The 20,888-nt window shown below is 56.6% G+C and carries 20 protein-coding genes; 2 read left to right on the forward strand and 18 right to left on the reverse strand.

Going from position 1 to position 20,888, the window contains the following annotated elements; translation table 11 throughout:
* Window positions 1–129 precede the first annotated feature (129 nt).
* The 3 genes from prpC to BM155_RS03570 all read right to left on the reverse strand — a co-directional run bounded on the left by prpC (window position 130) and on the right by BM155_RS03570 (window position 2,932).
* Window positions 130–1,257 carry a bifunctional 2-methylcitrate synthase/citrate synthase gene (gene prpC / locus BM155_RS03560; RefSeq protein WP_067157721.1) on the reverse strand — a complete coding sequence of 376 codons (1,128 nt, stop codon included), beginning with the start codon at window positions 1,255–1,257 and terminating at the stop codon, window positions 130–132.
* Between the two features lie 103 nt (window positions 1,258–1,360).
* Window positions 1,361–2,239 (reverse strand): methylisocitrate lyase, encoded by an 879-nt coding sequence (gene prpB / locus BM155_RS03565; protein ID WP_067153415.1) that lies wholly within the window; start codon window positions 2,237–2,239, stop codon window positions 1,361–1,363.
* A 9-nt stretch (window positions 2,240–2,248) separates the two neighbouring features.
* Window positions 2,249–2,932: a GntR family transcriptional regulator gene (locus BM155_RS03570; RefSeq protein ID WP_175487748.1), complete on the reverse strand. Its 684-nt coding sequence runs from the start codon at window positions 2,930–2,932 to the stop codon at window positions 2,249–2,251.
* Between the two features lie 299 nt (window positions 2,933–3,231).
* Between BM155_RS03570 and BM155_RS03575 the strand changes: the two genes are divergently transcribed.
* A complete protein-coding gene (locus tag BM155_RS03575; RefSeq protein ID WP_067153417.1) occupies window positions 3,232–3,756 on the forward strand; it encodes a DUF2062 domain-containing protein in 525 nt (174 codons plus the stop codon).
* A 29-nt stretch (window positions 3,757–3,785) separates the two neighbouring features.
* Here the strand turns inward: BM155_RS03575 and BM155_RS03580 are convergent, their stop codons facing one another.
* From BM155_RS03580 to BM155_RS03595, 4 genes are all read right to left on the reverse strand, one after another.
* Window positions 3,786–5,057: a lipoprotein-releasing ABC transporter permease subunit gene (locus tag BM155_RS03580; RefSeq protein ID WP_074901119.1), complete on the reverse strand. Its 1,272-nt coding sequence runs from the start codon at window positions 5,055–5,057 to the stop codon at window positions 3,786–3,788.
* Entirely contained in the window at window positions 5,050–5,799 is a 750-nt protein-coding gene (gene lolD, locus BM155_RS03585) for a lipoprotein-releasing ABC transporter ATP-binding protein LolD (RefSeq protein ID WP_067153421.1), read from the reverse strand. The genes BM155_RS03580 and lolD overlap by 8 nt, the downstream gene beginning before the upstream one ends.
* Window positions 5,800–5,894: 95 nt before the next feature.
* Entirely contained in the window at window positions 5,895–7,136 is a 1,242-nt protein-coding gene (locus BM155_RS03590) for a lipoprotein-releasing ABC transporter permease subunit (RefSeq protein WP_074901121.1), read from the reverse strand.
* A 51-nt stretch (window positions 7,137–7,187) separates the two neighbouring features.
* Complete coding sequence (locus BM155_RS03595) at window positions 7,188–8,819, reverse strand: alpha/beta hydrolase (RefSeq protein WP_074901122.1); 1,632 nt, start codon at window positions 8,817–8,819, stop codon at window positions 7,188–7,190.
* A gap of 153 nt (window positions 8,820–8,972) precedes the next feature.
* Between BM155_RS03595 and BM155_RS03600 the strand changes: the two genes are divergently transcribed.
* Window positions 8,973–9,269 carry a hypothetical protein gene (locus BM155_RS03600; protein ID WP_067153427.1) on the forward strand — a complete coding sequence of 99 codons (297 nt, stop codon included), beginning with the start codon at window positions 8,973–8,975 and terminating at the stop codon, window positions 9,267–9,269.
* A gap of 396 nt (window positions 9,270–9,665) precedes the next feature.
* On the opposite strand, the gene BM155_RS03605 is transcribed toward BM155_RS03600, so the two are convergent.
* From BM155_RS03605 to BM155_RS03655, 11 genes are all read right to left on the reverse strand, one after another.
* The gene (locus tag BM155_RS03605) at window positions 9,666–10,130 is read right to left on the reverse strand and encodes a thioesterase family protein (RefSeq protein ID WP_067153429.1); all 465 of its coding nucleotides are present in this window, start codon (window positions 10,128–10,130) and stop codon (window positions 9,666–9,668) included.
* Window positions 10,127–11,524 carry a Si-specific NAD(P)(+) transhydrogenase gene (gene sthA / locus BM155_RS03610; protein ID WP_067153431.1) on the reverse strand — a complete coding sequence of 466 codons (1,398 nt, stop codon included), beginning with the start codon at window positions 11,522–11,524 and terminating at the stop codon, window positions 10,127–10,129. Before sthA ends, BM155_RS03605 begins: the two co-directional genes overlap by 4 nt.
* A 284-nt stretch (window positions 11,525–11,808) precedes the next feature.
* Window positions 11,809–12,057 carry a (Na+)-NQR maturation NqrM gene (nqrM, locus tag BM155_RS03615; protein WP_067153433.1) on the reverse strand — a complete coding sequence of 83 codons (249 nt, stop codon included), beginning with the start codon at window positions 12,055–12,057 and terminating at the stop codon, window positions 11,809–11,811.
* Complete coding sequence (locus tag BM155_RS03620) at window positions 12,054–12,980, reverse strand: FAD:protein FMN transferase (RefSeq protein WP_083421069.1); 927 nt, start codon at window positions 12,978–12,980, stop codon at window positions 12,054–12,056. The genes nqrM and BM155_RS03620 overlap by 4 nt, the downstream gene beginning before the upstream one ends.
* Window positions 12,981–13,141: 161 nt before the next feature.
* Window positions 13,142–14,365 (reverse strand): NADH:ubiquinone reductase (Na(+)-transporting) subunit F, encoded by a 1,224-nt coding sequence (gene nqrF / locus BM155_RS03625; protein ID WP_067153434.1) that lies wholly within the window; start codon window positions 14,363–14,365, stop codon window positions 13,142–13,144.
* An 18-nt stretch (window positions 14,366–14,383) separates the two neighbouring features.
* Window positions 14,384–14,992, reverse strand: a complete 609-nt coding sequence (nqrE, locus tag BM155_RS03630) for an NADH:ubiquinone reductase (Na(+)-transporting) subunit E (RefSeq protein WP_067153436.1) — start codon at window positions 14,990–14,992, stop codon at window positions 14,384–14,386.
* A gap of 2 nt (window positions 14,993–14,994) precedes the next feature.
* Window positions 14,995–15,666 (reverse strand): NADH:ubiquinone reductase (Na(+)-transporting) subunit D, encoded by a 672-nt coding sequence (locus BM155_RS03635; RefSeq protein WP_067153439.1) that lies wholly within the window; start codon window positions 15,664–15,666, stop codon window positions 14,995–14,997.
* Between the two features lie 3 nt (window positions 15,667–15,669).
* Entirely contained in the window at window positions 15,670–16,452 is a 783-nt protein-coding gene (locus tag BM155_RS03640) for a Na(+)-translocating NADH-quinone reductase subunit C (protein WP_067153440.1), read from the reverse strand.
* Window positions 16,445–17,656, reverse strand: coding sequence for an NADH:ubiquinone reductase (Na(+)-transporting) subunit B (locus BM155_RS03645; RefSeq protein WP_074901124.1), 1,212 nt, complete (start codon window positions 17,654–17,656; stop codon window positions 16,445–16,447). Before BM155_RS03645 ends, BM155_RS03640 begins: the two co-directional genes overlap by 8 nt.
* A 2-nt stretch (window positions 17,657–17,658) precedes the next feature.
* The gene (locus BM155_RS03650; RefSeq protein ID WP_074901126.1) at window positions 17,659–18,999 is read right to left on the reverse strand and encodes a Na(+)-translocating NADH-quinone reductase subunit A; all 1,341 of its coding nucleotides are present in this window, start codon (window positions 18,997–18,999) and stop codon (window positions 17,659–17,661) included.
* Window positions 19,000–19,392: 393 nt separating this feature from the next.
* Entirely contained in the window at window positions 19,393–20,856 is a 1,464-nt protein-coding gene (locus BM155_RS03655) for a glyceraldehyde-3-phosphate dehydrogenase (RefSeq protein ID WP_067157730.1), read from the reverse strand.
* Between the last annotated feature and the right edge of the window lie 32 nt (window positions 20,857–20,888).

Genomic DNA, 20,888 nt, shown 5'->3' on the forward strand with positions numbered 1-20,888 from the left:
ATGAGCAGCTCCAGAGCCTCGGCTACATAGAGGTAACCGGCAAAAGTACAGGCAGTACTCGTGACTTTTCAAACCCCAGTCCATGCCTGAGCGCACCGGCCCCAGCGGCGCGCCAGCCTGCGGCAATCCTTAACCGCGTTGGGAAATCGGTACGACCTTGCGCAATTCCGGTCCGATATATTCCGCGCTCGGGCGGATAATGCGGTTATCGGCGCGCTGCTCAAAGACGTGCGCAGCCCAGCCGGTTACCCGGGACATGACAAATATAGGTGTAAACAGTTTGGTCGGAATGCCCATAAAGTGATACGCGGAAGCATGGAAGAAGTCGGCGTTGCAGAACAATTTTTTCTCTCGCCACATGACTTCCTCGCAACGTACAGAAACCGGATAGAGCACTTGGTCCCCAACGTCCGCGGCCAATTTTTCGGACCACTGTTTAATAATGGCATTGCGCGGATCAGACTCGGTATAAACCGCGTGGCCAAAGCCCATGATTTTTTCCTTGCGCTCCAGCATTTTCAGCAGTTCCGCTTCGGCTTCGTCGGGGCTGGAGAACTTCTCGATCAATTCCATCGCCGCCTCGTTGGCGCCGCCGTGCAGCGGACCGCGGAGCGAGCCAATGGCACCGGTGATGCAGCTGAACAGATCGGAAAGTGTGGATGCACAGACGCGCGCGGTGAAAGTGGAGGCGTTAAACTCGTGCTCCGCGTAGAGAATCAGGGAAACATTCATTACCTGCTCGTGCAGCGCATTGGGCTTCTCGCCCCGCAACATATGCAGAAAATGACCGCCGATGGAATCGTCATCCGTCTCGGTTTCAATACGCACCCCATCGTGGGTAAAGCGGTACCAGTAGCAAATAATCGACGGGAAGGCAGCCAGCAGGCGATTGGCTTTTTCCTGCTGCTGATCAAAAGACGCTTCGCCTTCCAGGTTACCCAACATGGAGCAGCCGGTGCGCATCACGTCCATCGGGTGAGCATCTGCGGGAATGCGTTCGAGCACTTCTTTCAGCGCCTGCGGCAGCCCGCGCATGCCTTTGAGCACGCCTTTATAGTCTGCCAACTGCGCCTTGGTAGGCAGCTCACCGTAAAAAATCAGGTAGGCCACCTCTTCGAATTCGCAATTTTCCGCCAGATCCTTAACGTCGTAGCCTCGGTAAGTCAATCCGGAGCCGGAAACCCCCACGGTGGACAGCGCGGTTTTACCGGCGACCTGGCCACGCAGGCCTGCGCCTCCAATTTTTTTCTCTGCCATCTTCATTTCCCCTTGTCGATTTTATGTAAGGTTCTGTTAGGCATTGCCCAATTGGCTGATGCGGGAACAAGCAGTCTCTGTATACCTGCACTCATCGCAGTATTTACTTCTTAAACAGCTCGTCCAGCTTCTGCTCGAAGTCGTGGTAATTGAGATAGCTATACAATTCTTCGCGAGTCTGCATAGTCTCAACCACGGCCTGTTGGTCGCCGTTTTGCAAAATACTGGTATAGACATTTTCCGCGGCCCGGCTCATAGCGCGAAATGCGGACAGTGGATACAGAACAATGTCCGCCCCTGATTCCCCCAGTTCTTTGGCGTTGTACAACTTTGTTTTACCGAACTCGGTGATATTCGCGAGGATGGGCACATTTAGGGCATCCTTAAAAGCACGGTAGTGCGACAGCTCGGTAACCGCTTCGGCAAAGATGCCATCGGCACCCGCTTCAATGCAGGCTTGTGCACGGTCGATTGCAGCCTCAAGCCCCTCCTGTGCGAAAGCATCGGTGCGGGCCATGATAAAAAAGTCATCATCCGAACGTGCATCCACTGCCGCCTTGATACGGTCGACCATTTCTTCCTTGGAAACAATTTCTTTATTGGGGCGGTGACCGCAGCGTTTCTGAGCCACCTGGTCTTCGATATGCACAGCTGCGGCCCCGGCGCGGATCATCTCCTTGATGGTGCGGGCGATATTGAAAGCGCCGCCCCAGCCAGTATCTATATCCACCAGCAGTGGCAGGCTACTGGCCGCAGTGATACGCCGCACATCCTCGAGCACATTGTCGAGACTGGTCATTCCCAGGTCCGGCAAGCCGTATGACGCATTGGCAACACCGCCGCCGGACAGGTAAATCGCCTTGTGGCCAATGCGCTCCGCCATGATGGCCGCGTAGGCATTGATGGTGCCCACTACCTGCAGCGGCTTGTTTTCTTCCAGTGCGCGGCGAAAACGAGCGCCGGGGCTAAGTTTCTGCTTCATGGGTCTACCTCAGTTATCTTGTGTCAGTTTCTGTTCGATATTGTGCCGGGAAGCGCGGATGTGCCGGCGCATCAGAAGCTCGGCCAGCTCACCATCTCCCGCCTCGATGGCTTCGATAATATGGCTGTGTTCACGGAAAGCCCGCTTGGCCCGGGGGCTGGGCATTCCCAATTGATAGCGGTACATGCGTACACGGTGGTAGAGCCGGTTGCACAAAGTATCGATCAGCAGTTGATTCTTGGAGGCCTGCACAATGCGAAAGTGGAAATCGAAATCGCCCTCCGGCTGGAAGTAAGCCTTGCCTGCCTGCAACTCTTCCTGCTGCTCGTGGCGGTCCAGCATTTGCTGCAATTCCGCCAAGTCCTCGTCACTGCGATGCGCCGCCGCCAGGCGGCAGGCCATGCCCTCCAGCGCCTCCCGCACCTCATACAGTTCCAACAGGCCCCGCTCGCTCAGTTCCACCACCCGTGCCCCCACGTGCACGCGACGCTCGAGCAGCCCCAGGGACTCCAGGCGCATCAGCGCCTCGCGCAGGCTGCCGCGGCTGGCATTAAAGCGCCGTGCAAGTTCCGGTTCACTGATTTTGCTCCCGGCCGCAATGCGCCCTTCGACAATTTCACCACGCAGGGTCACAAACAGGCGCTCCGCCAGACTCTGACTTGTCCCCGGTACCCGCAGCTGCGCACCTTTCACACTTACCTCTCTCAACCGGCCCTTAATTGTCGACAACTTTAATCCAGAAAGACCATAAACCAGGAAAAAATGTAGGTCAATAGCGTTCAACACCTGCAAAGTGTTGACAATCAGTGGAAATAACTGACCTTTGGGCGAGTGGTAGTCTTGTAACAACGAAGGGGGCATAATAGCGCCCGCGCCGGCACGCCCCCTCGCGCAGCACCCTATGCTTAGATAGGCCCGGGGGAAAGGTGTGTCACGCTGTTTGACACTTTGTATTGGCGATTAAGGCTGCCAGTATCCGGATTGATTGAATTATGCCGAAGAGTTTTATCAGGCGATGGCTGCCTACACCAGAACAGGTTCGCGCTAACAGCGGCCTGAAGTTTCTCGGCACTCTTCTACACGACCCCAACCTTTTTCACCTGAACCGCCACTCGGTTTCTGTGGCCTTTGCAGTAGGGGTTTTTACTAGTTTCCTGCCGTTGCCCGGGCAAATGGTCATCGCCGCCCTACTGGCATTGTGGTTCCGTTGTAACCTGCCGCTTTCAGTCATTCTTGTTTGGATCAGCAACCCGGTAACCATGCCGGCAATCTTCTACAGCACCTACAAGCTGGGCGCCTGGATACTCGGCACACCGCCGCTGGACTTCAAAATAGAGCTTTCCTGGGAATGGCTGACTGAAGAGATCGGGAAAATCTGGCTACCGCTCTTTTTTGGCTCACTACTGGCGGGCGTTTTCTTTGCGACTGTGTCTTACTTTGCGATGCAGGCGCTATGGCGCTGGCATGTGGTGAAACGCTGGAAAATGCGAATTAATCGGCGCTCCACCGCCAATTGAACTCTCCGTCTCTTCTCTCCCTTCAAATCTCACTGTTCATTGCGCAATGCCGCCGCTGGCTGAACGCGGCTCGCCTGCAGCGCCGGATAGAGTGTCGCCAAAAGACTGAGTAGAAAGCCCGCGCTCACCACCAGTGCCACATCGCCCCACTGCAATTCGGATGGCAGATAATCCACCGGATAGACATCGGACTTCAGAAATTGGATGCCAAGCAGAGACTCCAGTCCCGCCACCAAATCAGTGACTGTCAAGGCGCCCATGATCCCCAACAGCCCGCCGAACAAAGCGCCGACCAGTCCTACCAACGCGCCCTGACTGACAAAAGTCAGCAGAATCTCCCGGGTACTGGCACCCATAGTGCGAAGTATGGCGATATCGGCGTGCTTATCGATCACGACCATGACCAGGGTGGACACAACATTGAAAGCGGCGATGGCAATAATGAGTAAAACCAGCAATCCCACCAGATTGCGGGACATCTGTATAGCTTGGTAGAGGTTGCCGTGGGTGCTACTCCAGTCAGTGCCGTAGAAGCCCTGCGCCGGCAGATCCTTGAGCAGTCGGCGCAATGTCCAGTTGGCTGCCAGCATCTCCTGAAAACGCAGCTGCACCCCGGCACCACTACCACCGCCCGCCAGAGCCGAGGCCTGATCCCAGGAAACCAGTGCCAGTGATTGGTCCAGCTCTGTTCCGGAGTGGAAGATATCCGCCACCACAAACCCAGCCAGACGCGCGGCATGCCGCCCGCCTGCTTCCTGCTCGCCGTCGGCGTTGCTCGGCACAATCAGGGATAAATGTTCACCTACCCGAACATCGAGTTTCTCTGCAATCCCCTTGCCGAGAACTATCCCCGGCTCGGCGGAGTCCGCCAACGCATTGAAGGCTGCGGGGGTCACAAAGCGGTCAATGTTTGACACGCGGACGATCGTATCGGGATTAATACCCTGCACCAAAAGCGGCGCTACCGCGCTGCCCTGACGGGCCAAAGCGTTGATCTGCCACACCTCTGCGGCAGCTACTACCTCGGGGTCGGCAGCCAACTGATCGCGTACCGCTGGCCAGTCAATGTCCGGAGCGGAATTATAGATAGTGGCGTGAGGCATAATTCCAAGGATCCGCTCGCGCAATTCCCGGTCAAAACCGTTCATCACCGACATCACCACAATCATCAATGCCACGCCGAGAATCAGACCGACCATCGACAAACCGGAAATAAAGGACACCAGGCCGCCGGTATCTCCATTGCGGCGCTGAGCGCCGGCGTAGCGCAGGCCGATAAAAACGGGCAGAGGCTTAAACACGGTTTTCCCCGGCGTGTTCCAGTTTGCCGTCTATCAGATGCAGACAGCGGTCCAAAGCGGCCGCCAGGTCCGGGTCGTGCGTAACGATGACAAAGCTAATGCCCATCTCCCCGTTCAGCCTCTCCATCAGCTTGTGGATCTCTTTCGCAGTGGCGCGATCCAGATTGCCGGTGGGTTCATCCATCAAAACACAAGCGGGCCTGGTCACCAGCGCCCTGGCGATGGCCACCCGCTGTCGCTCACCGCCGGACAACTGCGATGGCTTGTGGGTCAGGCGCTCACCGAGCCCCACCGCCCGCAGCATCTCCGTCGCTTCTTCACGCGCACGGGACACCGCCTGTTTACCGATCAACAGAGGCATAGCGACATTTTCAAGCGCAGAGAATTCGCCCAGCAAATGGTGGAATTGATAGACAAAGCCCAAACTGCGGTTGCGCAGCCAACCGCGTTGGTTTGCGTCGAGCTCGGAGAGATTTTGATCCGCGACCCACACCTCGCCAGAACTGGGGGTATCCAGCCCGCCTAGCAAATTCAGCAGTGTCGATTTGCCCGAACCAGAAGCACCCACTATCGCCAGCTTTTCACCGCGTTTTACTTCCAACTCAACGCCGCGCAATACCTCCAGCTCACGGTTGCCCTGCCGGTAGCTCTTGCGCAAGCCGCGACAGGCGAGTACGACGTCGGCGCCGCCGGTATTGACGGGCACAGCCTGCTCGGTATGGATTTCCACTTGGCTGTTCATTAATTCAATTCACTTTTTGGTTGATCTTCACACTGACCTTCTCGTCCGCCCTGCGTTCATTGGGCACCCGAGCATTTGCTGGCCACCGTGGCTGTTTATTCGTACCGCAAAGCTTCCGCCGGCTCTATTTGTGCCGCGCGCCAGGCCGGAAAGAGCGTTGCCAGAAGGCTCATCAGCACCGCGGCGGTGAGTACCACAGCGGCATCGGAGGCGCGAAATTCCGAGGGCAAAAAGCTGACAAAAAATACTCTTGGGTCGAAAATCTTCGCGCCCAGACGATTTTCCGCCCAGCTGACTACGTCCGTCAGATTCAGCGCGATCAGGATCCCCAGCAACGCACCAGCTAAAGCGCCGATTATTCCGATGGCGCTGCCCTGCACAACAAAAATTGACATTATTTGCCTGGAGGTAAGTCCGAGCGTGCGCAACACTGCGATGTCCGAACGCTTGTCGGCCACCATCAGTACAAGTGCGGAAATGATATTAAAGGCTGCCACAGCAACGATAATCATCAGCATCAAAGTGACGACGGTTTTTTCCATCTTCACCGCCTGAAAGAGGCTGCCCTGAGACAAGCTCCAGTCTTCCCCCTTGAAGTCCTCGCCCAGTGCCTGTGCATAAGCGGATACACGTCCCAGGGCATTGTCCATGTCGTCGAAACGCAGCTGCAGCCCCTGCACTTTACCCGGCATACGCAGCAGTCGTGCCGCATCGTCCAAGTGCATTAGGGCCATGCTCTGGTCCACCTGGGCGCCCACGGAGAAAACTCCGGCCACGGTAAATCGCTTGGTGCGGGGGAAAATGCCGGCCGGCGTTACCACAACCTCCGGCAGGGTGAGCACCACGGTATCCCCAGGAATCACGTTCAACTGCCGCGCCAGAATACGGCCGAGCACAATGCGGTAACCGCGCGACTGCAGTGCGTCCAGGCTGCCCATCATCATGTGCTCGCCCACCTCAGACACGCCGCGCAACGCCTTCGGATCCACTCCTTGGAACTCCACGCCATGGCTGGTCCCACCGGCACTCAGAAGAGCGAAACCGCGCACAAAGGGGCTCGCCGCCTCCACGTGCGCCTGCCGTTCCAACTGTTGCGCAACACTGCGCCACTCTTCCAGACCGCCATCCTTCTCGATAAAGCCATGGGGTACAACACTGAGAATGCGGGTTTTAAGCTCCCGGTCAAAACCATTCATCACCGAGGTCACCACGATCAGGGCCATAACGCCCAACGCCATGCCCAGCAACGAGAAGCCGTTGATAAAAGAGATAAACTGCCGGCGACGGCGGGCGGCCACATAACGCAGGCCAATAAAGAGAGGGACTGGTTTGATCATAGGCGTGATTTAAGCGGAAAAGTGGCGGGAAATCCAAATATTTCCACACATTTATTTCGCATTGAACTTGGCCAGCCGGTCCCGCAACCGCCGCAGGTCCACTTCGCCCCACCCGTCCGGCTCCGTCAGTGCCAGCCACGCGCGTACATAGTCCGCCGGCGCATAGCTGTGTCCGAAGCCCATGGGCGCAGCACCCGCGTGCATGTCCGCCGCCAACTGAAACATTGTCACAATCGGATACCAGTGCAGGTCCGGCGATACATCCGGCGCCCGCGGTTGCTCCATCCAGTCGGGCCTGCGGTACAGTGCGCCGGGATCAAAGAAAACGATGGGATCGCTGCCGTGCTGCAGATAGGCGAGGCGAAAAGCCCCCCAGGGCAACCCGCCCTGGTCGTAGCCGCCGAAATGATTGCCAAAGCGAACCACTGCGCCGTCGCGGAACACCGGCAGCCATGCCGGTGAGCCTGGATCGCGGTGTGCGGTCACCATCCGCCAGGTATCGCTGCGAAACGGCGGGCCGGCCCATAGGGCGCCGTCGAAGGGGTCATCAATAATGTCGTAAAAATCGAATGAACGGTCGGAGTTGAGGGCCCCCAGGCTGAGGCCGAACAAATAGAGCCTGGGCCTTGCGTCCGCCGGCATCTGGCGCCAATGTCCATAGACCGCACGAAACAGCGCCTGCGCAGACTCCCGGCCGTAGGCATTCTCCGTCATCAATGCGATCGGACTCGGCAGATAGGAATACTGGGCCGCGACACTCGCGATATCTCCCCGGTGTAAAAACTCCACCGAATTGATGGCCCCAGGGTCCACCCAACCCGTGCCCGTGGGTGTGATGAGAAGCAGTAGAGAGCGCTCAAAAGCCCCCACCCGCTTGAGTTCTTGCAAAGCCAGCTGCGCGCGCTCCGCCGGCGTATCCGCCGCGTTCAACCCCACGTACACACGGATCGGTTCTTTCCCCTCACCGGCCACCGCTGCAATATCTGCCGCGGTGGGACCCAGTGCCAAGTAGCGCCGCCCCTGATGCCCCATATCCCGCCAGCGCAGCAGAGACTGGGCGCTACCGGCCTTCATCGGATCCTGTGGCGCGGCCAACTCCGGTTCCATGCCCGCATCCAGCTGCTGGTAAATGGAGTCCACCGTGCGAAGTGCGGCACTTAACAGCAAGTCGTTGATAATCCCCCAAAACAGCGCAAAGGCGGCAACCAGCCCCAGCAAAATGGAAACCCGCCGAGGAATCAGTCTTTCCAGCTTTTGCGTCAGGAAAATGTAGGTGCGCCGAAATAACTTCGCAATGAGCAGAATCGCGAGAAAAAATGCCAGCGCCACCAATGACACAGTGAAAGGCCTTTCGCCAGAAACCGCTTCCAGGCCCATCAGCGCGCGGACGGTATTCTGCCAGTGGCTGGCACGAAAAAGAAAGGCCAGCGCTACGAACATGCAGACCCCGCCTGAGATCAACAGTAACCACCGCCTGACGCGCCGTCCCGGCAGCGGCAGGCCGAGAAAGAACCACAGCCAGCTGAGTAATACGCCAACAGCGTAGCCTGCGGCCAAAGAAACGCCGGATATACCGCCTTGGACGATGTCACTGCGAGGAATCAGAGAGGGCGTCAGGGAAAGGGCAAAAAAGAGACTGCCAAGCAGCAATCCTGCTGGGGAAAAAAAGTGTCCACGCCGCATCCCTACCACCTGGGGGTATTCCTTTTGTCTACAGAATAGACGCAAGCCGCGCTGGGGACGTACCACACGCAAAAAACGTGAATAAATCCAATTGTTTCGGCACAATATCTGCTTTAATTGGCGACAACCAAGAATAATCCCGGAGAAGAATCCATGGTTATCAGACTCCGCAGCCGCATTCCCCTCCTAATCAGCGCCGCCGTCCTCTCCCTGTCGTTTGGAGCGCGGGCGGAAAGCCTGCAAGTGCCCGTCGGCGCCCAGGGAAGTGAAGTGCACGTCGAACAGCTGCGCGGCCTGAAGAAAGATCAAGTCAACGCCCGTCTAGGCGAGCCGCTCAGCATAGAGGGCCCCGTGGGTGATCCTGCCATCACCCGCTGGGAATATCCGGACTTCTACGTGTACTTCGAGTGGGACGTGGCGCTGCATACCGTGAAGAAGCACCGCGGTTAACCCGCGCCCTCTTCTGTTTGCCCCTGCTGCGCGGGCGCGGGACTGCACTCCCGTGCCGGCGTTACCAATTCTCTGCTCGGATCAAGCCCGCCGGCCCCGTCCAGTCATTCTACAGCAAACAATTTCCTCCACCTGGGCGTCAGCTGAATGGTCTACACCCAGGGTAAGCGGTCCCACATTGCATGCGACGCTAGCGCCTGGCACAAATCCTCGACAAGTGTTTCAACAATTTCTCGGTATAGATAAATTCGCGCGCAACCCGTGCGACCTTTGATGGCATAGCATTTGTTCGCATCGCCGAAGATGAATTGGAGAGAGAAAACGCGGCTTCCCAAGGACTAGACTAAAAACTTTCGCGCAATGGCGGGCGGAAGGAATCACACATGTTAATGTGGGTCAGTAAAGATAGGTTGCAGTACCGGTTGCAATCAGCTCACCGGCGTCGTTAACAAGCTCCATCCGCGCCACCACCAGCTTGTTACCCGTACGCAATATGCTGCCCTGGCAAATGAAGTGTTGTCCCCTGCCCGGCTTTAAATAATCCACCCGCATATCCACAGTGCCCAGCTTCGACAAGCGCTCGGTCTTCTCCCGCCAGCTGATATCCCCCAGGCGCTGGTAGGCGGCCACCATAGCGGTAAGACCACCAACGGTGTCGAGCGCCGTGGCGATCACACCGCCGTGCAGGATATTTTTCCACACATTACCGATCAATTCCGGGCGCAGCTCAAAAGACGCCGAGAGCCTGAGCGCTTCCAGATCCAGTTCGCGCATTTCCAGCCCTATCTGACGGTTAAAGGGGATCTGTTCAAAGAACCCCTTAACCAAATCGCGGAATTCACCGGGAGAAGGTTCACTCACAAGCGCATTACCCTATTGAGCCCATCCAGGGCGGCACTGCGGTACGCCTCAGCCATAGTCGGGTAGTTGAATGTAGTATTAACAAAATAGTCAATTACATTATTCGGCGCAGGTTGCTTCATGATCGCCTGTCCGATATGCACAATCTCCGCCGCCTCTGCGCCGAAGCAGTGAATACCGAGGATCTCGTGGGTATCAATGTGGAAAAGAATCTTCAACATACCCACCCGCTCACCGGAAATCTGCGCCCGGGCTGTGTGTTTGAACAGAGCGCGCCCCACTTCGTAAGGCACCTTGGCATCTGTAAGCTCGGACTCCGTTTTTCCGACCGATGAAATCTCCGGCAGTGTGTAAATACCCGTGGGCGCATCCTCGATGATTCGATGGCCTCGGCCGGCTATCGCGGCCGCCACAGCGCGACCTTGGTCATAGGAGGCGCTGGCGAGACTGGGCCAGCCGATCACATCCCCCACCGCGTAGATATTCTCCACTTCCGTGCAATAGTGCTCATCGACAGCCAACTGGCCGCGGTGATTGGCCTCCAAACCGATATTTTCCAAGCCCAGTCCGCGCGTATTACCGGTGCGGCCGTTGCTCCAAAGCAGCGCGTCGGCATGAATTCGCTTACCGGATTGCATTTCCATAATCACGCCCGTATCGCTAGGCACTACCCTTGCATACTCTTCCTTGTGACGCACGGTGACGCCCATGTCGCGCAGGTGATAGCTGAGCGCGTCGGAAATCTCGTCATCGAGGAACTCCAGCAGGCTACCGCGGGTATTGATCAAATCCACTTTGACACCAAGACCAGCAAAGATGGAGGCATACTCACATCCAATCACGCCAGCGCCATAGATCATAATAGAGTGCGGCGTATGCTGCATTTCCAGGATGGTATCACTGTCGTAAATACGCGGGTGAGAGAAATCGACATCGCCGGGGCGATAGGGACGCGAGCCCGTGGCAATAACAAACTTCTCCGCCGCAATCGTCTCGGTGGCGCCATCGGGCAACAGCACTTCCAGTGTTCCAGCATCGCGGAAACGGGCTTCGCCAAAAATCAGCTCGACACGATTGCGCGCATAAAAAGCGGTGTGCATTTCCACCTGATAGTTGATGACTTTATTGACAGTGCGCATGACCTGCGGAAAGGTTAGACGGCGAGGCTCACCCAATGCCCGGAAAACACTTTGCGTGTTGTAGCGCATTAGCTGCTTAACCGCGTGCCGCAGGGCCTTGGACGGAATTGTGCCTTTATGTGTACAGTTCCCCCCCGCCGCAGGCCGCTTTTCGATCACCGCCACGCGCATGCCTTTCTTGGCGGCGCTCATCGCTGCCGCTTCGCCAGCGGGACCAGAACCGATTACTACCAAGTCGTATTTTTGATCTGCCATTCAATTGCTCTGTCAACTTTTGTCGCTTGCTACGGCAACTGGAACCCAGTTTGAATGTTCTCTACCGCAGGCTCGCAAGTACCACTAATTGGGAACCACTGATGAATTGAAATAAGCGTTGCCATTGGTTTCGGGGCGCTAAGACAATAGGGTTACCTCAAATTGGAAATACCCATCCCATCACCTGAGCTTTTCATTTGGCCCCGATGACGTTTAACCACCAGATAGTGAATTCCTCAAAGGTTCCATAGCCAGGATCAGGAACAATCAGCGCCCGCTATACCTTATCGCACATTCTCACCCGGGCCGACCGCTGTCGCATCATAAGCCAGCTCAGTCCGTTTGGCTTGGCGCTCCTGCTCCTTTTTGCATTCATCGTCATTGCCGCCGCAGATCTCACAGCCATCTTTCAGACCGAGACTATTCAAACCGCCGCAAGAGCCCTTTAGCGGCTTGTTCTGAAAAATTGCACCCAGCGCCATACCGGTAACAATCAGCAGCAGGGCCACGAAAGCTAAAACAAATACCATCATGATTCAGACTTCTCCAGGTAGGGGGCAAAAGCGCTGCTGTAACGCTCTTCGAACCCTTTATCAGTTTTTACCAGCATAAAAACGGCGAGATTTTCCCGCTCGGCCAACTTTAACCCCGCCTCGGCACCGAGTACATTCAGAGCTGTCGCCAAGCCATCCGCTTCTGCACAGTTGTCTGCGATTACGGTAACTGAGGCCAATTTGTGTTGTAACGGACGACCAGTGCGCGGATCGATACTGTGCGCGTAGCGCACTCCGTCGCGCTCGTAATAATTGCGGTAATCGCCACTGGTGGCAACGGATTTGCCACTGATCGCAATTGGCCGCTGCACTACGCGTCCTGACGGATCGGGACTTTCGATACCGATGCGCCAATCCAGACCTTGCGGATTCTTGCCCCGGCTACGCAGCTCACCACCTATTTCCACCAGATAATTGCGAGCGCCCCGGGCTTCCAGCAACAGCGCAACACGATCGACACCGTGGCCCTTGGCAATAGCGGACAGGTCAATCTCAACCGGACGGCTTCGTGTAATGCGATCGGGATTGCGCTCAACGGTCAGCGCATCCGACCCTATCTGTGCCAGTAGTGTCTCTATCTCCACAGCAGTCGGTATTTGGTCGGGTTCCGGCTGAGGACCAAAACCCCAGAGATTCACCAACGGGCCGACAGTGATATCAAACGCGCCGCTACTGCGCTGGTAAATATCGAGTGATAGCGCTACAACATCCGCGAGGGGAGCACTGACCGGTACCGCCTCACCGACCGGCCCACGGTTAAAACGCATCAGCTCGGAATCGTCGATATAAGTCGACATTTCCTGGTTAACCCGCACTAGCTCCGCATCGATCTCCTGCTGCAGCCCAGTCTTATCCAATGTCGCAGGCACATCGACCAACGTTATGTGGTAGCTGGTTCCCATCGTGGCGCCGCTCAGCCGCCAAACCTGCGGTGCGGGGGTACAACCGGAAACCAATGTCGTTATTACGACCGCTCCAAAAAGCAAAAACAGGGTCCGAATAGCGGACCCTGTTTTTATGGTTGTCGGCACTTTCAATGCAGTTTGCAATCTGGACACTCCGATCAGCCGCCGAAGTCATCCAGGAGGATATTTTCATCCTCAACGCCCAGATCCTTGAGCATATTGATCACTGCGGCGTTCATCATGGGCGGTCCGCACATGTAATACTCGCAGTCTTCCGGCGCCGGGTGGTTTTTGAGGTAGTTCTCATAAACCACATTGTGAATAAAGCCAGTGTAGCCGGTCCAGTTGTCCTCGGGCTGCGGGTCTGAGAGAGCCACATGCCACTCGAAGTTATCGAACTCTTCCTGCAGCTTGTCGTACTCGTCCTGATAGAACATTTCCCGCAAAGAACGCGCACCATACCAGAAGCTGATCTTGCGCGTGGTTTTCAGGCGCTTGAGCTGATCGAAGATATGAGAACGCATTGGGGCCATACCCGCGCCACCACCGATAAACACCATCTCGTTGTCGGTATCCTTGGCGAAAAACTCACCAAATGGACCGTACACTTTGATTTTGTCACCCGGCTTCAGGCTGAAGACGTAGGAGGACATCTTGCCCGGGGGGATTCCCTGAGTACGCGGAGGCGGAGTTGCGATACGGATATTGAATTTCACAATACCCTTCTCTTCCGGATAGTTGGCCATGGAGTAGGCTCGTACTATCGGCTCGTCCACCTTGGACTCGAGATTGAAGAAGCCAAAGTGCTCCCAATCACCCCGGTACTGCTCCTCAATATCAAAGTCGGAGAACTTCACGTGATGGGGAGGCGCTTCCAGCTGTACATACCCCCCCGCGCGGAAGTCAACATTTTCACCTTCCGGCAAACGCAGGGTCAGCTCTTTAATAAAGGTGGCCACGTTGGGGTTGCTTTCCACAGTGCACTCCCACTGTTTCACCCCGAAGACCTCCTCCGGAACCTCGATCTCCATATCCTGCTTCACGGCGACCTGGCAAGAGAGGCGCTTACCCTCTTTGGCATCGCGCGGCGTGAAATGCGCAGCCTCAGTGGGCAGCATATCGCCACCGCCGGATTTCACGATACACACACACTGGGCGCAGCTGCCGCCCCCACCACAGGCGGAGGCCAGGAAGAGATTGTTCGCCGCCAGTGTCTGCAGCAGCTTGCCGCCAGCGGGCACCGTGAGGGTCTTTTCCCCATTGATCAGAATGTTGACGTTGCCAGTGTTTACCAAGCGTGAGCGGGCGACGAGAATAACCGCCACCAGCGCCAGCACGATCAGGGTAAACATGACTACGCCGAGGATAATTTCAATATTCATGCTATCGTGCTCCCCCGCTTAGATGTCGATGCCGCCGAAAGACATGAAGCCCAGAGACATCAGACCTACGGTGATAAACGTGATACCCAGGCCTTTCAGACCATCGGGCACATCACTGTACTTCAGGCGCTCGCGAATTCCGGCTAGAGCGGTAATTGCCAAGGCCCAGCCGAGACCGGCACCGAAGCCATAGGCCACACTTTCACCGAAATTGTATTCACGCTCCACCATGAACAGAGAGGCCCCCATAATGGCGCAGTTCACAGTGATCAACGGCAGAAATACACCCAGCGCGTTGTAGAGAGCGGGGACATATTTATCCAGGAACATCTCCAGGATCTGTACCAAAGCGGCGATAACGCCGATATAAGACAGCAGGCCGAGGAAGCTCAAGTCCACGTCTGGATAACCGGCCCAAGCCAGAGCACCGTCTTTCAACAGATAGGTATAGATCAGGTTGTTGACCGGTACCGTCAGGGTCAGAACAACGATAACCGCCACACCCAAGCCAATGGCCGCTTCAATTTTCTTCGATACGGCCAGGAAGGTACACATACCGAGGAAGAAGGCCAGCGCCATGTTTTCCACAAAAACGGCGCGGATAATCAATGAAATAAAATGCTCCACGATCAGGCCTCCTGCGCTTGTGCCGGTAGAGGTTTAGTGTTGGGCGCAATTTTGAACTCATCCTGTTCCACCTGACCCGGCTTCCAGGTGCGCAGCCCCCAAATAATCAAACCGATCAGGAAGAATGCGCTGGGCGGCAGCAGCAACAAACCGTTGGGCTGATACCAGCCGCCATTGCTGACCGTTGGCAGAATTTCAAAGCCGAACAGTTTGCCTGCTCCGAAAAGCTCGCGGATGGTCGCCAGAGTAATCAGCATGGCGCTGTAACCGAGGCCGTTACCGATGCCGTCCAGAAAACTCGCCACCGGCGGGTTCTTCATAGCAAAGGCTTCCGCCCGCCCCATCACAATACAGTTGGTAATGATCAGGCCAACGAACACTGACAGCTGCTTGGAAATGTCGTACGCAACAGCCTTGATGATCTGGTCAACCACAATTACCAGAGAGGCGATCAGAGTCATCTGCACGATAATGCGGATGCTGTTCGGAATCTGGTTGCGCACGGTGGATACCGCAAAGTTCGAAAAGGCGGTTACCAGGGTCAGCGCCACACACATTACCAGTGTCACTTTCAGTGAACTGGTCACCGCCAGCGCGGAACAGATGCCGAGGATCTGTAGCGCGATGGGGTTGTTATTGAAAATCGGATCGAACAGAGTCTCTTTCAGTTTCATCGCTTACGCCTCCCCTGCTTTCAAGTTTTTCAGGAAGGGGCCAAAGCCCTCACTGCCCAACCAGAAGTGCAGAAGATTATCCACGCCATTACTGGTCAAAGTTGCACCAGAAAGTGCATCCACCTGAAATTCCGCATTGGGGCTGTTCAAGTCGACGCCGCCTTTGACTAAGTCAATCGCGACATTGCCGTTGGCATCGTAGATCTTTTTACCCAGCCATTTGGCTTTCCAGATGGGATTGTCGACCTCACCACCGAGTCCGGGCGTTTCTTTGTGCTCATAAAAGCCCAGGCCGGCAACTGTATTGAGATCGCTTTCCAGTGCCAGGAAGCCGTAGAGCGTGCCCCAGAGACCATAGCCACGCACCGGCAGAATGATCTTTTGCAGCTCACCGCCCTGCTCCACCAGGTACACCTCTTTGATGTTTTCCCGGCGAATCAACTTGGCTTTGTCTTTCTCTGGAGACAGCTTTTCACTGGCCGACGGCACCTTGGCCGCAGCGCGTCCACTGCCTCCAGCGGGGGCTTCATCGGTGAATTTTCCGGTTTTCAGGTCTACATACTTGATGGCCACACTCTCGAAGAGTTTTTCAACCTCCGAGGCACTTGTGCGGGGATCCTTGATCAGGCCGCCAGCCATCAGCACGTTGCGCTTCATATCCAGCGCGGCATTAGCCTGTTGCGCCGGCTTCAGCATCACCGCTGCGGTGGACACCACAACGGAGCAGACAATACAGAGTGCCAGGGCAACCAGCAGCGTGCCCTTGACGGAATCTTTATTAGCCACGTGCCAACCTCCGTTTGATATGGGACTGCACCACGAAGTGGTCGAACAACGGTGCGAACAGGTTGGCGAACAAGATCGCCAGCATCATGCCTTCCGGGAAGGCCGGGTTCACCACGCGAATCAACACACACATTACCCCGATCAAGATGCCGTACCACCAGCGACCGGTATTGGTCATGGCGGCGGAAACCGGGTCCGTGGTCATGAAGATCAGGCCGAAGGCGAAACCACCCACCACCAAGTGCCAGTACCAGGGCACATTGAACATCGGGTTGGTTTCAGATCCGATTGTGTTGAACAGGAAGGCAGTGGCCATCATGCCCAGCATGGTACCGGCGACAATGCGCCAGCTGGCAATCTTCATCAGCAGCAGGATAGCGCCAGCGATCAGGATCGCGAGCGTGGAGGTCTCGCCGATGGAACCGTGCATATTGCCGAGGAAGGCATCCATCCAGGTCAGCTGACCGGTAGGTACACCTACGGCCCCGCCCTGAAGACCTTCGCTTGCCAGTACGGACAGGGCAGTCGCGCCGGTATAACCGTCCACCGCGGTCCACACTGCATCACCGGACATGGCGGCCGGATAAGCGAAGAATAGGAAAGCGCGGCCGGTAAGTGCCGGGTTGAGGAAGTTCTTGCCGGTACCGCCGAAAACCTCTTTACCGATCACCACACCGAAGCTGATGCCCATAGCCACCAGCCACAGGGGCAGATCCGGCGGGCAGGTCAGCGCGAACAAAATGGAGGTCACGAAGAACCCTTCGTTGACCTCGTGTCCGCGTACTGCCGCAAAAAGCACTTCCCAGAATCCACCTACCACGAAGGTGACGAAATAGATGGGCAGGAAGTATACGGCTCCGTGCAAGAAGTTGTCCCAAGTACTGTTGGGATCATAACCGCCCAGGGCGCCGATAATGGCGTGACGCCAGCCTGACAGCTCGGGGTTGCTCATCCCCTCGATGATGGTGTTGGCCTGGAAGCCGACATTCCACATACCGTAGAACATCGGAATCAATGCACAGGCCCACACTGTGATCATGATGCGTTTCAGGTCAATACCATCACGCACGTGAGCGGTGGTCTTGGTGGTCGCCGCCGGCTGAAACAGCGCGGTGTCAACCGCCTCGTAGAGAGCATAAAGCTTCTCGTATTTACCGCCCTTGTGAAAGTGCGGCTCAATAGAGTCGAGGAATTTGCGCAACATCCTTACCCCTCCTTCTCAATACGGGTCAGGTTGTCCCGCAGGATTGGGCCGAATTCGTATTTGCCGGGGCACACGAAGGTGCACAGCGCCAAGTCTTCTTCGTCCAGCTCTAACGCACCCAGCTGCTGGGCGGTCTGGGTATCACCGACAATCAACGCTCTCAACAGCTGAGTCGGCATCAGATCCAGAGGCAAAACCCGCTCGTAGGTGCCGATTGGCATCAGGGCACGCTCAGAGCCGTTTGTGCTGGTGGTGAAGTTGAACTTGCGGTTCTTAAACAGACGCGACAAGTAAATCGGCAATATGGAGAAGCGGTTGCTGCCCGCATGCAAGTAGTGCAGGAAGGGACGTTCACGGCCCTCTTCCAAAACGCTGACTTGGTTGTGGTAACGCCCAAGATAAGCCAGTGGCCCCACAGCAGTGCTACCACCGAATACCGAACCGGAAATAACCCGGTTTTCGCCTTCCTCCAACTCACCCGCGGTCAATTCGGACAAGTTCGCACCGAGCCGGGTCCGCAGCAGCCGTGGATTTTTGACCCGCGGACCACCCAAAGCGACGACGCGCTCGGTAAAAAGCACCCCAGTGGTAAACAACTTACCGACAGCGATCACGTCTTGATAATTGATCGTGAACACGCTGCGGCCCGCCCGAACCGGGCTCAAGAAATGGATATGCGTACCGGACAATCCTGCCGGATGGGGACCGGCAAAGGTTTCGTGACGAACATTGCTCGCGCTCGGCAACGGCAAATCGGCATCCGGCGCGCTGCACACATAGGTGACTTCCGCCAGCTTGGACAAAATTTCCACGCCCTGTTGGAAGGCATCGCGCTGCCCGGCAATCACCACCTGCGGGTCCGCAGCGAGCGGATTGGTGTCCATGGCGTTGATGAAAATAGCGGCGGGTTCAGCATCCAGAGCCGGCACTTTGCTGTAGGGGCGGGTGCGAAGTGCAGTCCAGAGGCCGGATTCCACTAGATTTTGCACCACCTGCTCGCGGGTGAGTTCGGCCAGCTGTCCCGCGTCGTAACTGGCAAACTGCTCAGCCTCGTCGCCATCGATCTCGATCACCACAGACTGCAACACACGGCGGGCACCGCGATTGATCGCCACGACACGGCCTGCGGCGGGCGCTGTGTAGCGCACACCTTCGGTCTTCTTGTCGGTAAACAGCAGCTGTCCGAGTTTGACGCTATCCCCCTCGGCCACCGCCATGGTCGGCTTCATCCCGTGGTAATCGGGGCCGAGCACAGCGACGGTCTTGAGCGCAGGGCCATCGTGGATGACCTGCTCGGGCGCGCCGGATATGGGTAAATCCAATCCCCGACGGATCTTTCTCATACGCCTATGCCTAGTTTCTAGTTTGAAAATATGCAATGCAGCCCGCCGACCGGATCGCAGCCAAACATCAGCCGGCGCCCGTTCGGCGGGCCGCATTGAAGAATTCCCGCGTTGCGGGGGCTTAAACCGCTTGATCCCGGACTCGGGTGAGGAGAGAACTTCTCGGCGCACGGCGGCCCCGCCAAAATCGCGCGCATTATAAAGACGGGCTTGGGGGTTTACCAGTGCGCAAATGGTCGAATTGAGCTGGATAGAGAAAATTATTACTGAAAAAACAGACAGTTGAGCGGATATTGGTCAGGAATGATCCAGGGGTGGAGCGGTGTCGGAGGGCTATGGAGTACCGGGCACACCCCTGAGGTGTGCCCGGCCAATTATACTGCGGGCTGCGAATCAGTCCTTTTTGGGAAATAGTTCGTATCTAACCCCCGCCATATCCTCCAGGCAGCGCACCACTTGACAACTGTAGCCAAACTCATTGTCGTACCAGCAGTAAAGTACGGCGTTGCGGCCATCGACGATAGTGGCTATAGAGTCGAAAACACAGGCTCGGCGGGAACCCACGAAGTCACTGGACACCACTTCTGGGGAGTTGGTGTAATCGATTTGCTGACGCAGCGGCGAGTGCAAAGCCACCCCGCGCATATACTCGTTCAACTCCTCCTTGGTGGTTTCCCTGCCCAAAGTCAGATTTAGAATCGCCATGGAGACGTTGGGCGTAGGCACACGGATGGCGTTACCAGTCAGTTTACCCTTCAGTTCCGGCAGAGCCTTAGCCACAGCCTTGGCCGCACCGGTTTCCGTCAGCACCATATTCAAAGGTGCTGCGCGCCCCCGGCGCTCCCCCTTGTGATAATTATCGATCAGGTTTTGGTCATTGGTGTAGGCGTGCACAGTCTCAACGTGCCCGTGCTCCACCCCAAACCCATCCATCACTGCCTTCAGTACCGGAACAATCGCATTAGTGGTACAGGAAGCAGCGGACAAAATTTTGTCTTCCGGCTTGATATCAGAATTATTAATACCGTAAACGATATTCTTGATATCTCCCTTGCCGGGTGCGGTCAGAATCACCTTGGCGGCACCAGGGCACTGCAGGTGCTGCCCCAACCCCTCCTCGTCGCGCCACACGCCGGTGCTGTCCACAACGATGGCATCGTGAATACCGTGGGCTGTGTAGTCCACCTCTTGCGGCGAGTTAGCATAGATCACCTTGATCTCGTTGCCGTTGCAGATCAAAGTGTTGGTCTCTTCATCTACGCGAATAGTGCCCTTGAAAGCGCCGTGTACTGAATCGCGACGCAGCAGGGAGGCGCGCTTGACCAGGTCGTTATCCGCCTTGCCTTTGCGCAGCACAATCGCGCGCAGGCGCAGCACATCGCCACTGCCGGCCTTGTCAATCAACACCCGCGCCACCAGGCGCCCGATGCGGCCAAAGCCGTAGATCACCACATCCCGCGGCTCGGGCAGTGGTTTACCGGCACCCTCAGCATCGGCGAGCTCCTCCCTGACAAACTCGTCCACGGACAGGCCGCGGTTGTCGCGCATATACTTGTTGGTCAAGGTACCCAAGTCGATATGCACCGGCCCTAAATCCAACTTGCAGATCGCTTCCAGCACCGGGAAAGACTCGAATTCAGAGAGCTCGTTCTCCTCAACCTGACGTACGAAGCGATGCGCTTTCATAATGCTCAGCACAGAGCGGTTTACCAGGTTACGGCCATACATGTAAATGCCGACATTACGCTCGCGGTTGAGCTTGCCAATCATCGGGATCATGGATTCGGCGAGGGCCTCGCGCTCTTTCCAGTCCTTGAAAAAATCCGCGGGCTTCGGTCGCTTCTGATTCACTGTCAGACACCTCTGCAATGTGTTTGATGGCGGGGGTT

It is taken from the genome of Microbulbifer thermotolerans (assembly GCF_900112305.1).
In the GTDB taxonomy this organism is placed as follows: domain Bacteria; phylum Pseudomonadota; class Gammaproteobacteria; order Pseudomonadales; family Cellvibrionaceae; genus Microbulbifer; species Microbulbifer thermotolerans.

Coding starts and splice junctions, on each gene's coding strand:
- prpC (WP_067157721.1), bottom strand. CDS start 1,257: ATGGCAGAGAAAAAAATTGGAGGCGCAGGCCTGCGTGGCCAGGTCGCC.
- prpB (WP_067153415.1), bottom strand. CDS start 2,239: ATGAAGCAGAAACTTAGCCCCGGCGCTCGTTTTCGCCGCGCACTGGAA.
- BM155_RS03575 (WP_067153417.1), top strand. CDS start 3,232: ATGCCGAAGAGTTTTATCAGGCGATGGCTGCCTACACCAGAACAGGTT.
- lolD (WP_067153421.1), bottom strand. CDS start 5,799: ATGAACAGCCAAGTGGAAATCCATACCGAGCAGGCTGTGCCCGTCAAT.
- BM155_RS03590 (WP_074901121.1), bottom strand. CDS start 7,136: ATGATCAAACCAGTCCCTCTCTTTATTGGCCTGCGTTATGTGGCCGCC.
- BM155_RS03595 (WP_074901122.1), bottom strand. CDS start 8,819: ATGCGGCGTGGACACTTTTTTTCCCCAGCAGGATTGCTGCTTGGCAGT.
- BM155_RS03600 (WP_067153427.1), top strand. CDS start 8,973: ATGGTTATCAGACTCCGCAGCCGCATTCCCCTCCTAATCAGCGCCGCC.
- sthA (WP_067153431.1), bottom strand. CDS start 11,524: ATGGCAGATCAAAAATACGACTTGGTAGTAATCGGTTCTGGTCCCGCT.
- nqrM (WP_067153433.1), bottom strand. CDS start 12,057: ATGATGGTATTTGTTTTAGCTTTCGTGGCCCTGCTGCTGATTGTTACC.
- BM155_RS03620 (WP_083421069.1), bottom strand. CDS start 12,980: ATGGGAACCAGCTACCACATAACGTTGGTCGATGTGCCTGCGACATTG.
- nqrF (WP_067153434.1), bottom strand. CDS start 14,365: ATGAATATTGAAATTATCCTCGGCGTAGTCATGTTTACCCTGATCGTG.
- BM155_RS03635 (WP_067153439.1), bottom strand. CDS start 15,666: ATGAAACTGAAAGAGACTCTGTTCGATCCGATTTTCAATAACAACCCC.
- BM155_RS03645 (WP_074901124.1), bottom strand. CDS start 17,656: ATGTTGCGCAAATTCCTCGACTCTATTGAGCCGCACTTTCACAAGGGC.
- BM155_RS03650 (WP_074901126.1), bottom strand. CDS start 18,999: ATGAGAAAGATCCGTCGGGGATTGGATTTACCCATATCCGGCGCGCCC.